Raw genomic sequence first — 13,252 nt, 5'->3', positions numbered from 1 at the left:
CCATGGAGCGTCCCCACGGATCCCACCGCCATGTATATGCCGACGCTCTTCACCGAAACCGATACCGCTACCCTCTTCGACCTGATCCGCGAGCATCCGCTGGGCATGCTGGTGACGCGGTCGAACGGTGGCCTCGACGCGAATCACCTGCCCTTCGTGCTGGATGAAACGCGCGGCGAGGCCGGCGTGATGCTGGCGCATGTCGCGCGCGCCAATCCGGTGTGGCAGGCGGTGGCCGACGGCGACGAGGTACTGGTGGTGTTTCGTGGCGCGAATGGCTACGTCTCGCCCAACTGGTATCCCAGCAAGCAGGAAACGCATCGACATGTTCCCACCTGGAATTACGAGGTGGTGCATGTGCACGGGCGCATCCGCGTTATCGACGGTGAGCGGTTCGTGCGCGGCGCGGTGGCACGACTCACCCGCGAGCATGAGGGGCGCCTGCCGGCGCCGTGGAAGATGAGCGATGCGCCGGCGGACTATCTCGCCGAGGAACTCGCCCACATCGTGGGGATGGAAATCGACATCACCCGGATGGAGGGGAAGCGGAAGCTGAGCCAGAACCGGACGGATGAGGATTTCGCGGGGGCTGTGCGGGGTGTTGAGGGGAGCGGGAATGTTGCACTGGCGGTTGCGATGCGGCGTGCGGCGGGTCCCGAGCGATCCGGGGGCGGGTGATCGCGCACAGGGTGCGCTCTTACAGGGGGCGTTTTGGGGCGGCTTTTTTGGCGGTGTTGAGGGCAGCGGCGGCTTTGACCAGGGCCTTGAACTTCGTGGCGTCTATCTTGGCGCCCTCGCCGATGTCGATGGCGCGGCGGGCATTCCCATCGAGGCTGGCGTTGAAGAGCTTGCCCGGGTCGGGAATCGAAGCGCCTTTCGCGAAGGTCAGTTTGATCTTGTCCTTGTAACTCTCACCCGTGCAGAGGATGCCGTTGTGCTCCCACACGGGCGTGCCACGCCATTTCCAGGTTTCGACCACGTCCGGCACCGCGTCGTGGATGAGCTTGCGCATCCGCGCCAGCACATCGCCCCGCCAGTCGCCAAGATCGGCGATGCGCTGATCGATCTCCTCCGATGCCGCTTTCATCGTGCATCCTCCGGCGCCCGGTCGATGTTTGTTCCAATCCGCCACAGGACGCCCGTCGGGTCGGTGATCACGAAATCCCGGATCGCCCACGGGCGGTCTTCAGGAGGCAACGCGCGAACGCCGTACTTCTCGGCCAGCGCCGACGCCTCGACGCGCTGCCACCATGCGTCCACGTCCGTCACCAGCATGTGCATCATGAAGTTCTCGGCGTGCTCCTTCACGTAGAAGGCCTGGAGCAGGAAGCTGCACTCTCCCGCCTTCAGATAGGCCAGGTCATCCGACGAATAGGCCACCTCAAATCCGAGGTCCGTATAGAACGCCTTGGATAGCGCGAAGTCGCGGGCGGGCACGAAGGCCTTGATCTCAACCGTCTCGAAGTTCATCCAGAACGCATCCCTGGGTCGGCGAAGGAAAGGGCGTCTGCCCAAGCCTAGCCAGCCCGTTCGGCGCTGAACAGGCCCGCCGTCGTCCGCCCTGGCGCCCGGTCGCTGCACGTGAGACCCGCAGGCACTAGAATGCCCGCCCCGCTGGCTGCCGACTTGCTCCCTTCATGCACATCGTTATCAACGAAGAACTCAAGGCCTACATCGACCCGCTGACGCCGGACGAGCATGAGGCCCTGGAACGTAGCCTGCTGGCCGAAGGCTGCCGTGATGCGCTGGTGCTGTGGGGCGATACCCTGGTGGACGGGCACAACCGCTACGGCATCTGCCGCAAGCACGATATTCCGTTCAAGACGGTGCAGCACGAGCGCTTCCAGTCGCTGGACGACGTGCACCTGTGGATGATCGAGCACCACCTCGGCCGGCGCAGCGTTTCGGATTTCCAGCGCGGCGTGCTGGCCCTGCGCAAGCGCGAGATCCTGGCCGCGCGCCGCCAGGCCGACGACCCGGCAAAGGCCGACGGCCCCGACCTGCCGTTTGACGCCACGGGTTCGGAGCCCGCCCGGCCCAAGGCGCCGCGCGCCAACCCCGCGGACGACCGCAAGGAAATCGCCCGCGAGGCCCGGATCAGCGCCAACCAGGTGGGCATGATCGAAAAGATCCGCAAGGAAGCCGCCCCCGAGGTGGTCGCCGCGGTGAAATCCGGCGCCCTGTCGATCAGCGCCGGCGCGGCCGTGGCCTCGCTGCCGGAGGACGAACAGCGCGCGGCCGCGTCGGCCGGCGACCGCGAGCTGAAAGACGCCGCCAAGCGGGTCCGCGAATCCAAGCGCAAGCCGCGCGAGAAGCCCTCGGGCGACGTGATGGCCCTGCGCGACCAGGTGGCGGAGCTGGAAGCGGAGAACCGCAACCTGCGCCGTGAGATCGACGCCCTGCGCGCCCGCCTCGGCGAACCGCCCCTTAGCGCGCCCGAAGAGGCATGATGGGGCTGGCCGGGAACTCCCTCCTGTCGGGGCGTTCCAAGCCCCGTACACCAGACGCTCCCTGAAGCGTTTAATGGCAGGTCCCCCGGAGCGCTCCATGAAGTCCATCCTCGCCCTCACCGCCCTCTCCCTGCTCGCCGGCGCCGCCATGGCGCAGGACGCGGGCAAACAGCCGCTCAACCTGAACCTGCCGCCGAACTACGTGCCGGCGCCGGCGTCCACCACGGCCGCGGCAACGGCCCCGGCGTCGTCGGTGGTGGACACCGGCTCGAAGAATGGCAAGGAAAGCGTGGCGGTCACCCCCGCGCACCCGAAGGATCCGCCCGGCACCTACTACGGCGACACCAGCGGCCGCCTTTCCGGTACGGACGTGGCCGACGACGGCCCCCACTGCGACGACGCCACCTACAACCAGCCGCAGATGCACGGCAGCGTGACCACCGGCGTGGTCAGCGCCAGCCACGGCGGCAGCGGCAGCTACCAGGGCGGCGCGGTGAGCCTCTCCCAGGCCTTTGGCAGCTGTGAGCACCCCACCGGCGGAGTCAGCATCTCGGTCGGCGGCGCCACCGGCCACTTCCACCGCTAAGCACGTCCCAGCGCGACACGCCCGGCAGCGGTAGCATCGGCGGCACCCCCGCCGCGCGAGGCTCCCCCCCATGTCCGTTCCCGCGTCGTCCCTGTCCCAGCGCGGCCAGTTCCGCGCCCTGTACAACGGCCTGAAGAGCCAGAAGCGGCTGGATCGGGTCCCGGTCATCCTCTGCGAGGGTGATTCGTGGTTCTCCAACCCGCTGTACATGAACATGCTCGACTGGATCGTCTCGCCGTCGCCGCACGACAACGAGCTTGGCGTGCCGCTGCTCGGCCAGGGCGGCCTGTTCTTCCGCGCCGAACACAGCGGCGACCAGGCCATTCCGCAGACGGAACACCCCAGCCGCTCCATGTTCACGCGGGACAACGTGGACGACCTCGTCGGCTGGTTCGGACGTTTCAACTTCGATGCGGTGCTACTCAGTGCCGGCGGCAACGATTTCGTGGATACCTGGCTGAAGCAAACCATGGCCGGGAAGGCGAACCTCACGCCGCAGCAGGCGTTCGACGTGATCGTCGCCACCGGCCGCTTCGACGACCTGCGCAAGGCGTATGGCCTGTTCCTCGACACCTTCCTCGCGGCAAAGCCGAACGTGCCGATCCTGGCCCACACCTATGACTACCCGCGGCGCATCGGCGTCGACGCGAAGCTGGGCCTGGGTAACCTGGGCGCGGCGGCGTTGCTGAAGAAATCCATTGGCCCATGGATCGGCCCGGCGATCGAGCCGGTGATTCCGGGCGGGCTTCCCGCGTGGCAGGCCTTCGTGAAGCTGCTGATCGATGGCTTCGTGGAGCGCGTGCTGCAGCCGCTGAAAGCCACGGCGGCGTACCACGGCATGTTCGACTACGTGGACCTGCGCGGGCGGCTCACCAGCGATGACCAGTGGAACGACGAAATGCACCCGAATGAAGCCGGCTTCCACGTGCTGGCGACGGTGTTTCGCGCAAAGCTCATCGGCAAGCTCCCTGCGGCGAAGCGCTAGCGACGGCTGTGGAAGATGACGATGCGGTCGGCCGCTTCGGGGTCGGGCGCGTCGGTATGCAACCAGGCCTGACGAGCGAAGGTGCGGGTGCAGGGGCCAAGTGCGACGACGCGTAGCGGGCGCGTGCGGGCTTCGGCTTCGATCCGCGCGATGACGTCGCGTAGCACCGGCCCGATAAACGGGGTGAACAGGTAGAACACGTTGGCGCGGCTGATATCCGCTTCGCGCGCATCCGCGCAGGTAAAGCTCACCTCGGGCAGGCCCAGGGACACGGCCGCCTCACGCGCGCTCGCCACGTAGGCCGGTTCACGCTCGACGCCCGACACCGCGGCGCCGCTCAACACGTGCACCAGCAGAGGCACGTGTCCCAGCCCCGAGCCCAGGTCGAGCACGTGGTCCGCCGGCGACAGCGCGGCGCGCTGCACGGCGTCCACGATGTGCCGCATCGGCGTCGGCTGGTAGAAGACCATGTCGGCCGGCGGCCGCGGATCGTCGGGCACGGGTTCGGCAAGGGCGAAGACGCCCGCGATCAGTGCATCGAGTGCGTCGTAGTGCGCACCGGTCGGTTCACCGACGTCCAGCCACGGCGAGAGCGCCGCCCTCCCCTCGCCAGCACGGATCGCATCGCGCACCTGGGCGAACAACACGTCATCGGCGGCGGCCATCGCATCGAGCAACACTTCGGCACGCTGGCGCTGCGCAGGGTCGTCCAGCGATACCAGCCACAGGTCCAGCTGGTCGGCCGCATCGGCGCGCCAGCGAAACGCGCCCGGCACGCGCCAGGTCGGATCGTCGTCGAGCAGGGCCAGGAAGGCGGCGGGTCCGTCGGTCATGCGCGGCATGGTACACGCGGCCCTTACGTTGACGTGGTTCTCACGCGCGAGGCGTCTTGCTTGAGCGGCCATGCGCGCCTGTGGAATGCTCGGCGGCCTGGCAACCCTGCCCAAGGAGTCCCTGATGACCATGCCGCGCCGTCTCGCCGCCCTCACCGCCCTGGTCGCCATGCCGGCCTTTGCCACGCCGCCGCTGGCCACGCTGGTGTTCCATGACGGCGGCCGGCCCGTGCTGAGCATCACCGACCCGCAGGGCGCGGCCCTGGTCGATGCAACGCTGGGCCTGCGCACCGCCGGCAGCGACCTCACCCACGACCTGCACCTGATCGGCACGACGCAACGTAACCTGGTCGAGCACTACCAGATGACCACGGGCAAGCGCCTCGTGCGCGACGCCAACCTCGCGGAGACGCGCTACGCCCTGCAGAACAACAAGGGCGAGAAGCTCGACGTCGTCGTGCGCGTGGCCAACGACGGCGTCGCCTTCCGCTACGAGCTGCCCGGCACGACGCAGGCCACGGTGACCGGTGAGGCCACCAGCTACATGCTGCCCACCGATGCGCAGGCCTGGCTGCTGCCCTATGAGCCCAGCTACGAGAAGGAACGCATCCAGACCACGGCCGTCGGCGCGCCGACGGGCGACTACGGCAACCCGTCGCTGTTTCGCAGCGGCGAGCGCTACGTCCTGATCACGGAAGCGAACGCGGATGGCCGCTACGACGGCAGCCGCCTCGCCCACGTGGCAAATTCGCCGCGCTACGGCCTCACGCTGGCCGATGCCCGCGTCGACAGCACCGGCGTCACGCCCTGGCGTACCGTTATCACCGGCGATCTCGCCACGGTCACCGAGTCCACGCTCGTCGACGACCTGGCCGATCCCTCGAAGCTCACCGATACCCATTGGATCCGCCCGGGCCGCGTTGCGTGGTCGTGGATCAGCGACCACGTCAGCCCGAAGAACTTTGAACGGCAGAAGGCCTTCGTCGATTTCGCCGCGGCCAATCGCATGCCTTACGTGCTCGTCGACGAAGGCTGGAGCGACACGTGGGTGCCCGAACTGGTGCGCTACGCCAACGCGAAGCACGTGGACGTGCTGCTGTGGTTCCCGTGGACCAAGCTGGATACACCGGCAAAGCGCAACGAATGGCTCACTCGCGTGAAGGGCTGGGGCGTGAAGGGCGTCAAGATCGACTTCATGGAATCCGACAGCCAGGCGCGCTACCGCTGGTATGACCAGACGCTGGCCGACACGGCACGCCTGCAGCTCATGGTGAACTTCCACGGCGCGACCATTCCGCATGGCCTGGCCCGCACCTGGCCGCACCTGATGTCGATGGAAGGCGTGCGTGGCGCCGAGAACGATCCGCCGGCCGTGGGCAACACCATCCAGCCGTTTACCCGCAACGTCGTGGGCTCGATGGATTACACGCCGGTCGCGCTCGATGTCGGCCGCCAGGAGGCGAGCATCGCCCACGAAGTGGCGCTGCCCATCGTCTTCGAATCCGGCTGGACGCACCTGGCGGATAGCCCGGAGGCGTACCAGCGCCGCCCGAACGCGCTCGCATTCCTCGACCAGATTCCCACCACGTGGGACGAGACGAAGCTGATTGCCGGCATACCCGGCCAGGAGGCGATCTTCGCGCGCCGCAGTGGCGACCGCTGGTTCATCGGTGCCATCTCGGCCGGCCCCGCGCGCCGCCTCAGCGTACCGCTGGCCTCGCTGGGCGTGGGCCCGTGGCGGGCGGACATCATCCGCGATGGCAGCGGACGCGGCGATGTCGCGCGTTCGACGCAGAACGTCACCGCGGATGCGACGCTATCGTTCGATGTGCCGACCAATGGCGGGTTCGCCGCGATGCTGTGTCCGGTCGCGAAGGGCCAGTTCACCTACGGCTGCTATCGCTGACGTCCGCTTAGCCAGCGCCACCACCAGGCGCGCGCCGGCATCACCTGGGCGAGCGGCGCGCGCACGACGACGTGCGTGCCTCCGCCTGGCGTGGACGTGATGAAGGCCTTGCCACCGATCGCGGCGGCCCGCTCATGCATGCCACGCAGGCCCCAATGGCCGGGCCGCCCCCCGGCCTCGAGAACGTCGGGGTCGATGCCGCAACCGTCATCGTAGACACCGAGCACCACCTCGCCGCCATCGCGGTGCAGGCTCACGTCGATACGGCTGGCCCCGGCGTGCGCCACGGCGTTATGCACGGCCTCGCGGGCGATGCCATACAGTTCGTCGCGCGCCAGCGGATCCATCCCCTTCCAGACGGACTGCGCATCGACGGTGATGGGCACCGCATGTTCGCCCGCATAGGCGCGCGCAAGCTCTACAAGGCCGACGTCAAGGTCCAGGATGTCGCCCATGTGGTCGCGCAGGTCGCGCACGCGGTCGCGCGCCTCCACCAGCGATTGCTCCGCCCGGTCCAGCGCGGTCTCCATCGACGTGCGCAACGGGTCGTTTTGCGGCACGCGATTGGCCACGGCCTGGAATCGCATCATCAGGCCCTGGATGCTTTGCAGCAGGGTGTCGTGCAGCTCACGTGCGATGCGTTCGCGCTCGGCGTGCCGCTCGTGCAGGCGCTCGCGCAGCTGCGCCTCGATGCGGCGGATACGCATCAGCACCAGCATCCACACCACGGCGGCGCACAGCACGGCCACCAGGATCGCGAACCAGGTGGTCTGGTAGAACGCCGGCGCGACATCGATGGCCAGCGACGCGCCCTGCTCGTTCCACACGCCATCCTCATTGGCGGCGGAGACGCGGAACAGGTAATGCCCCGGCGGCGGATCGGTGTAGACCGCTTCGCGCTCGGTACCGGCATCCCGCCAGTGGGTATCGATGCCGTCCATGCGGTAACGGAACCTGACGCGCTCGGGCACGCTCAGGCTGGTCGCGGTGTAGACGATGCGCAGGCGCGCCGTCTTCGCCGGGAGCACCATGCGGCCGGTGGCCTGGGTGAAACCCGTGTCGGTCATCACGCCACGAATGATCACCGGCGGTGGCCGTGCATTACGCGGGACGTCAGCCGGGTCGATCGACACCACGCCGCTGGTCGTGGCAAACCACAGGCGGCCATCATCGGCGACCACCGCCGTGGGCAGTGGACGGAATTGCGCGGGCGTGCCGGGCAGGCCATCGAGTGAATCGAACAAGGCCACGGGAACGCGGAACGCAGGCTCACGTCGCGCACGCGCCACGTCGTCGCCGTCGAGGCGCACGACGCCTTGTGACGCGTTGGCCCAGTAGTCGCCCTGCTTGTCGCGAACGATGCCCGAGACACCGTGCAATTCGGTCTGTAAAAGCAAGGTGCGCACGCGGCCACCTTCCACGATGTTGATGCCGTGCTCGCCGCCGACCCACATGGCATCGCCATCGATAAGCAGCGCGGTGACGTTGCCGACGTTGAGCCCGTCGCGCGAGCCGAACACCGTGTCGTGGCCCGCCGCGTCACGCACGATGATCGTGTCGCGCGCAAAGCCCATCCACAGGCGGCTCGCCGCATCGCGCACGAGCACCAGCGGCGAGGGATCGTTGGCGACGGCCGGCAGGCGCTCGCGATGCCATGCGCCCTGGCTGTAGTGGTAGACCCCCGGGCGGTTGATCGAGACCCAGACACCGCCCTGGCCATCGCCCACGAGGGCCTGCACGCCGGTGAAGTCTTCCACGGGCAGCGTGGCAAAGGCCTTCGGCGTGTCGCCTTCCAGCGTCCACACCCCGTTGGGGCCGCCTAGCCACGTGGCCTGCCCATCGCGCGTGGCCGCCGTGATCGCCTGGGGAAACGCGACCGCGGTCTCGCCGGAGGTGTCGACGCGTACGAGCGGGCGGTTCTTCGTACCCACCCAGATGCCGTGCGCGGACGCGGGGACGATGGCGAAATCCGTGGCGCCGGACGGTGTCGGCGCGGGCAGGAGGCGGCTGGCGCGAAACCGGTCCAGGCCGCGGCTGCCACCGACCCAGATATTGCCTTCGCGGTCCTGGATGATCGCGCTGATGTAGTCGGAGGTGAGCCCGTCGCGCTCGACGAAACGCTGCGCGGCCTGGCCATCGGCGTTCACCACCTGGCCGGCGAGTGCATCCGCGTGCGGGACGCGACGCAGGCCTTCGCCCAGCGTCGGCACCCAAAGCGCGCCATCGCGGTCGAACAGCAGGCCCGCGGTCGGCAGGCGCAATGTTGGGCCGGCCGCGGCGGGATCGCGCGTGCCGCGCCATGCCGGCATCACGCCGCGGTCGACATCGGCGACCCAGATCGTGCCGTCAGGGGATTCACCAATACGGTTGATCTTGCCGACGTCTTGCGTGGCGACGACGAAGTGGTCGGCTCCCGGCGGTAGCCACGCCAGCGCCACATCCGAAGCGACCCACAACCGGCCTTCGCGATCCACGGACAGGTTGCGCGCACGCTCGCCCGGCAGGCCCATCGCCGGCCCGACCATCCGCCAGTGGCCGTCGTGCAGTTCCACCAGGCCGTTGAACGTGGCACCCCAGATGCGCCCGTCCGGCGTACCGGCGATCGCGTAGATCGTGGCCGTGGGCAGGCCGGCCGCCGCCCCGTAATGCGTGGCCTTGTCGCCCTCGATGAAGCTGGCGAAGCCGTAGCGGAAGCCGACCCACAAGCCACCTTCCGGTGGCGCGTAGAGCGAGGCGACGGTGGACGCGGGGAAGTCACCGCCCGCGCGCGGCCGGTAGCGCTCGAAATGCACGCCATCGAAGCGGTACAGCCCCGTTTGCGTGCCCAGCCACAGGTAGCCGTCCGCGGTCTGGGCCAGCGCCGTGACCTGCCCGGGCGCGCCTTCGCGCACCGTCCAGGCGGTGTGATAGAACTGCTCGATACTGCGGTCGCGCGTGTCCATGGACCACGCCGCACCGACGAACGCCAGCCAGCCGGCCAGGGCCAGCGCTGCCGCCCGCATCGCGGTGATCACCTGGTTGCCGCGCACGCCCCACCCCATCGTCTCCAGGGAGCCACGATAGCGGTAACGTGGGGGCAAGTCCCTGCGACCTATGGCCGATGCGCCTTGAGGAACGCCAGGGCATCCGCGAGCACGCGGGCCGCGGCGGGCGAGCGGTTCGGATTGGCGAGGACGTGGGCTGCGTGCTGGTAGGCGATGAAGCGACGCTGGCCAGGTGGCGTCCCCAGCCATCGGAAGGCCTCGCGCATCGCCACCACCGAGGTCAGTGTGTCGCTGTCGCCCGGCCCGCCATCCCACGCCCCCATCAGCACCGGGCAACGCACGTGGCCCAGGTTGTCGGCCTGCATGCGCTCGGCGAACAGCCGCGCGATGGCGCGGTAGGCATCCGAATGCACCACGGACGACCAGTACTGGCGCTGGTACGCCGTGCGCTCGCCCGGTGGCACCAGCGGGCCCTGCATGGGCAGCACGGCGCGCAGCTGTTGTTCGTCGAACACCCGGATGCCAGGCGACCACAGGATGAGCGCCGCGATCGCATCCGGGTGCGCGGCAGCCAGGTCGAGCGCCAGCGAGCCGCCCATGGACGTCGCCACGACGATGACGCGCTCGCCCAACGCGAGGCCCACATCGAGCGCCGCTTTGGCGTCGTCGCGCCACTGCTGCGCCGTGGCGCCCGCCATGGCCATCGGCTCGTCCGAGCCGTGGTCGTGGAGGCGGTTGAGATACAGGTGCGCGCCGCAGGCGGCGGCGATCGTGCGATGGGCGGGGTCGCCTTCGGCCTGGCTGGCGGAAAAGCCATGCAGGTAAACCACGGACAGCGGCAGGCGCTCGTGCGCCGCGCCGTCAAGGAACACGATGCGTGCCTGGTTATCGGGCTTCAGCCCCGGCATCGCGCGTTCGCGTTCCTCGATGTCGTGCGCCAGCGCGTCGAGCGGGATCACGCGTGGCTGCTCGCCATCGCGCCCGCCTGGCGCCGTTGCAAGGTGACGTAGTGGCCCACGGAACGGCACAACGCATCCAGCTCCAGCACCGCCGAGCGCATGTCGCCGCCCGCGTCGATCAGCACGCCGAGGTCGTCGCAGACGCGGCTCGCACCGGGCACGCCGAGATTGCCCAGCACGTTGCGCAAGGCATGCAGCGATTCCGATGCGGCGGCGATGTCGCCGGCCAGCATGGCGTCACGCAGCGTATCCACGTGGCCGTCGGAGGCCGTGGCGCAGAGATCGAGGAAGCTGGCGAACTCCGTGGGGCTGGCCAACGCACGCATGTCGTCCAGCGGCGCCGTCCCCGCCAGGCGCGGTTCCATGCCCGGCAGCTCCGGCTGCCATGCCTGTGCCGCGGTCGCCAGCGAGCGTTCCGAGGCGATCGTCTCGATGATGTCGAGCAGGCGCTGGGCGGCGATCGGCTTGGTCAGGTACGCGCGTGCGCCAGACTTGAAGGCGATGCGCACGGCATCCTGGCTGGAATCCGCGCTGAGCATGACGATGGGCGGCACGGCCTGCGTGCGCCGCAGGACTTCAATGCGGCCCAGCACATCCCAGCCGGAACTGCCCGGCATGTGCAGGTCCATGAAGATCAGGTCGAAGCGGCCCTGGTTCATCCTTGCCAGCGCTTCGTCGCCGCTGGCACTGAAGGCGCAATAGTGGCCGGCGCGCTCGAGGATCCGGCCGACGATTTCGCGGTTGGCCGCGTTGTCGTCCACCACCAGGCAGCACTGCGGCGCCACGCGCGCGCGGTGCGCGTCGAGCAGGTCCACCAGCGGCACGTCCGCGAGGCTGCGGGCCCCACGCGCGGCACGCGGCAGCGGGAAGCGCCAGGTAAAGACGGAACCGCCCAGCGGATTGTCGGTGACCTCCAGATGGCCCCCCATCTGCGCCGACACATTGCGCACGATATACAGCCCGAGGCCCACGCCTTCCTGGCGGCGGCTCTCGCCCACGCTCACCTGCTGGAACGGATCGAAAATGCGTTGCTTGTCGTCATCGGCGATGCCGATGCCGGTATCGCTGACGGTGCAGGTGATGATCGGATCGCGGCCACCCACGCCTTCGCTCAACTCCACCCGTACGTCCACCGTGCCACCGGGCGGGGTGAACTTCAGCGCGTTGGAGGCAAGGTTGGAGAGGACCTGTTCGATCCGCCCCGGGTCGCCAGTGAACACACCTTCCACGGACGCATCGCGCGAGAGGCTGAAGGCGATGCGGCGGTCGGCGGCGGCCGGGCGGCAGACCGCGCCCACCGTCGCAAGCACTTCGTCGAAGGCGAACGGCTGCTGGCGCAGGTTGAAGTTGCCGCCCGCAAACGAGGCCACGTCGAGCACGGCGTTGACCCGGTGCAGGAGCGCATTGGCACTGGTGGACAGCAGCGCCACGAGCCGGCGCTGGTCGTCGCTCATCATGTCGGTGTCGATAAGCGAGGCGGCGTGGATCACCGTGCTCAGCGGCGTGCGCATCTCGTGGCTCATCATCGAGATGAAACGGTGCTGGGCTTCGCGCGAGGCGATGGCCTCGGCCGAGACTTCGCGCAGCGCGTCGATCATGCGGTAGAGCGTCATTGGCAGCACCACCGTCAGCGCCAGCGCGTAGAGCGCATAAGCCGGGCGATTCAGCCAGTAGCCGTCGGGCGCGGCCACGAGGAGGATGCCCACGGAGGCGACCACGCTGGCCGCGAAGGCACGCCGGCTATAGCGCATGCCCACGGCCACCGACAGGAACGGCAGCACGGCCGTGACGGTGATCACCAGCATGAAGCCGTGATGCAGGAGCATCGCCACCATGGCGAAGTTCGCCACCTGGCCTACCGCATCGAGCCTGGGTGTCACCTTCAGCCAGCCGGCGCGGACGAACAGCATCCAGAAGGTGCTGCTGACGAACAGGGCCAGGACGAGCGGGAAGACGTGATGGGACTCGCGGGCCATGGCCGTGGGGCCATCCAGCCAGGCGGCTGTCCAGACCACGATGAAGCCGAGCAGGACGGTGCGCACGAGCGACACGTGATGCTCGCGGAAGCTCGCCACGATGCGGTCGATGCGCGGATTGCGCAACCGCTCGGCGACCTCGCTGAGCATCACCGGCCCGGCACGCTTGCCGCTACCGCGATCGATCTTCATGCCAGGCTGACTTCCACCGCTCCCCCAATACCGGCCTAGTCTAGTTTCTACAGCGGGGCTGGCAAGTGACTGGTTGCGTTAACTTTCGCATCCCACCCGGGCCCTTCCGCCAGCCTTCCGGAAGTTTCATTTGTATCTATTCTGCCTGTGTTGGGCTTTCGGAGTTACCCCTTTCCGTCGGACAGGCCGAATTGCCAACCCAGTTTTTGCAGTTTTCGGTTGCGGCGCCGACATTTCCACCCGGGTTAAATAATCTGGGTCGCACTTTCATTGAGATTTGCCACGATCCAATGTGGGCGGAAAGATGAATGAAAGGCGTTATTCCATGGCCCGATTCGAAAGTTTTTTTCGGCTTTTCACGGGGTGGTAACCAGGCGCCCC

Annotated in this window: 11 protein-coding genes; 5 read left to right on the top strand and 6 right to left on the bottom strand. The window is 68.3% G+C overall.

Annotated features, from left to right (window positions below; genetic code table 11):
• The first annotated feature begins 30 nt into the window (after positions 1-30).
• Positions 31-678 carry an FMN-binding negative transcriptional regulator gene (locus tag FIV34_RS03975; RefSeq protein WP_139979893.1) on the top strand — a complete coding sequence of 216 codons (648 nt, stop codon included), beginning with the start codon at positions 31-33 and terminating at the stop codon, positions 676-678.
• Between the two features lie 19 nt (positions 679-697).
• Here FIV34_RS03975 and FIV34_RS03970 read toward each other — a convergent pair whose 3' ends face one another.
• Both FIV34_RS03970 and FIV34_RS03965 read right to left on the bottom strand, forming a co-directional pair.
• Positions 698-1,087, bottom strand: coding sequence for a DUF1801 domain-containing protein (locus FIV34_RS03970; protein ID WP_139979891.1), 390 nt, complete (start codon positions 1,085-1,087; stop codon positions 698-700).
• Positions 1,084-1,470, bottom strand: a complete 387-nt coding sequence (locus FIV34_RS03965) for a VOC family protein (protein WP_139979889.1) — start codon at positions 1,468-1,470, stop codon at positions 1,084-1,086. The genes FIV34_RS03970 and FIV34_RS03965 overlap by 4 nt, the downstream gene beginning before the upstream one ends.
• Before the next feature lie 167 nt (positions 1,471-1,637).
• Between FIV34_RS03965 and FIV34_RS03960 the strand changes: the two genes are divergently transcribed.
• The 3 genes from FIV34_RS03960 (at position 1,638) to FIV34_RS03950 (ending at position 4,021) form a co-directional block, all read left to right on the top strand.
• Positions 1,638-2,450, top strand: a complete 813-nt coding sequence (locus tag FIV34_RS03960; RefSeq protein WP_139979886.1) for a plasmid replication/partition related protein — start codon at positions 1,638-1,640, stop codon at positions 2,448-2,450.
• 97 nt (positions 2,451-2,547) lie between these two features.
• On the top strand, positions 2,548-3,036 hold the full coding sequence (locus FIV34_RS03955) for a hypothetical protein (RefSeq protein ID WP_139979884.1): 489 nt from the start codon (positions 2,548-2,550) through the stop codon (positions 3,034-3,036).
• Positions 3,037-3,106: 70 nt separating this feature from the next.
• On the top strand, positions 3,107-4,021 hold the full coding sequence (locus tag FIV34_RS03950) for a hypothetical protein (protein WP_139979882.1): 915 nt from the start codon (positions 3,107-3,109) through the stop codon (positions 4,019-4,021).
• Here FIV34_RS03950 and FIV34_RS03945 read toward each other — a convergent pair.
• A complete protein-coding gene (locus FIV34_RS03945; RefSeq protein WP_139979880.1) occupies positions 4,018-4,854 on the bottom strand; it encodes a methyltransferase domain-containing protein in 837 nt (278 codons plus the stop codon). The genes FIV34_RS03950 and FIV34_RS03945 overlap by 4 nt on opposite strands.
• A gap of 124 nt (positions 4,855-4,978) precedes the next feature.
• Here FIV34_RS03945 and FIV34_RS03940 point away from each other — a divergent pair, with 124 nt between their 5' ends.
• Complete coding sequence (locus FIV34_RS03940) at positions 4,979-6,760, top strand: glycoside hydrolase family 97 protein (RefSeq protein ID WP_211352706.1); 1,782 nt, start codon at positions 4,979-4,981, stop codon at positions 6,758-6,760.
• Here FIV34_RS03940 and FIV34_RS03935 read toward each other — a convergent pair.
• From FIV34_RS03935 to FIV34_RS03925, 3 genes are read right to left on the bottom strand one after another with little or no spacing between them, the layout of a single operon-like run.
• Complete coding sequence (locus tag FIV34_RS03935; RefSeq protein WP_170207509.1) at positions 6,751-9,840, bottom strand: sensor histidine kinase; 3,090 nt, start codon at positions 9,838-9,840, stop codon at positions 6,751-6,753. The genes FIV34_RS03940 and FIV34_RS03935 overlap by 10 nt on opposite strands.
• Positions 9,841-9,851: 11 nt before the next feature.
• The gene (locus tag FIV34_RS03930; RefSeq protein WP_139979875.1) at positions 9,852-10,703 is read right to left on the bottom strand and encodes an alpha/beta hydrolase; all 852 of its coding nucleotides are present in this window, start codon (positions 10,701-10,703) and stop codon (positions 9,852-9,854) included.
• Positions 10,700-12,871: a hybrid sensor histidine kinase/response regulator gene (locus FIV34_RS03925; RefSeq protein ID WP_139979873.1), complete on the bottom strand. Its 2,172-nt coding sequence runs from the start codon at positions 12,869-12,871 to the stop codon at positions 10,700-10,702. The genes FIV34_RS03930 and FIV34_RS03925 overlap by 4 nt, the downstream gene beginning before the upstream one ends.
• Between the last annotated feature and the right edge of the window lie 381 nt (positions 12,872-13,252).

It is taken from the genome of Luteibacter pinisoli (assembly GCF_006385595.1).
GTDB classification, from domain to species: Bacteria; Pseudomonadota; Gammaproteobacteria; order Xanthomonadales; family Rhodanobacteraceae; genus Luteibacter; species Luteibacter pinisoli.
This window is presented reverse-complemented; position numbering and strand designations above follow the sequence as displayed.

What these genes read in the sequence shown, in the direction of transcription:
- FIV34_RS03975 (WP_139979893.1), top strand. Translation starts at nt 31, where the DNA reads ATGTATATGCCGACGCTCTTCACCGAAACCGATACCGCTACCCTCTTC.
- FIV34_RS03970 (WP_139979891.1), bottom strand. Translation starts at nt 1,087, where the DNA reads ATGAAAGCGGCATCGGAGGAGATCGATCAGCGCATCGCCGATCTTGGC.
- FIV34_RS03965 (WP_139979889.1), bottom strand. Translation starts at nt 1,470, where the DNA reads ATGAACTTCGAGACGGTTGAGATCAAGGCCTTCGTGCCCGCCCGCGAC.
- FIV34_RS03960 (WP_139979886.1), top strand. Translation starts at nt 1,638, where the DNA reads ATGCACATCGTTATCAACGAAGAACTCAAGGCCTACATCGACCCGCTG.
- FIV34_RS03955 (WP_139979884.1), top strand. Translation starts at nt 2,548, where the DNA reads ATGAAGTCCATCCTCGCCCTCACCGCCCTCTCCCTGCTCGCCGGCGCC.
- FIV34_RS03950 (WP_139979882.1), top strand. Translation starts at nt 3,107, where the DNA reads ATGTCCGTTCCCGCGTCGTCCCTGTCCCAGCGCGGCCAGTTCCGCGCC.
- FIV34_RS03945 (WP_139979880.1), bottom strand. Translation starts at nt 4,854, where the DNA reads ATGACCGACGGACCCGCCGCCTTCCTGGCCCTGCTCGACGACGATCCG.
- FIV34_RS03940 (WP_211352706.1), top strand. Translation starts at nt 4,979, where the DNA reads ATGACCATGCCGCGCCGTCTCGCCGCCCTCACCGCCCTGGTCGCCATG.
- FIV34_RS03925 (WP_139979873.1), bottom strand. Translation starts at nt 12,871, where the DNA reads ATGAAGATCGATCGCGGTAGCGGCAAGCGTGCCGGGCCGGTGATGCTC.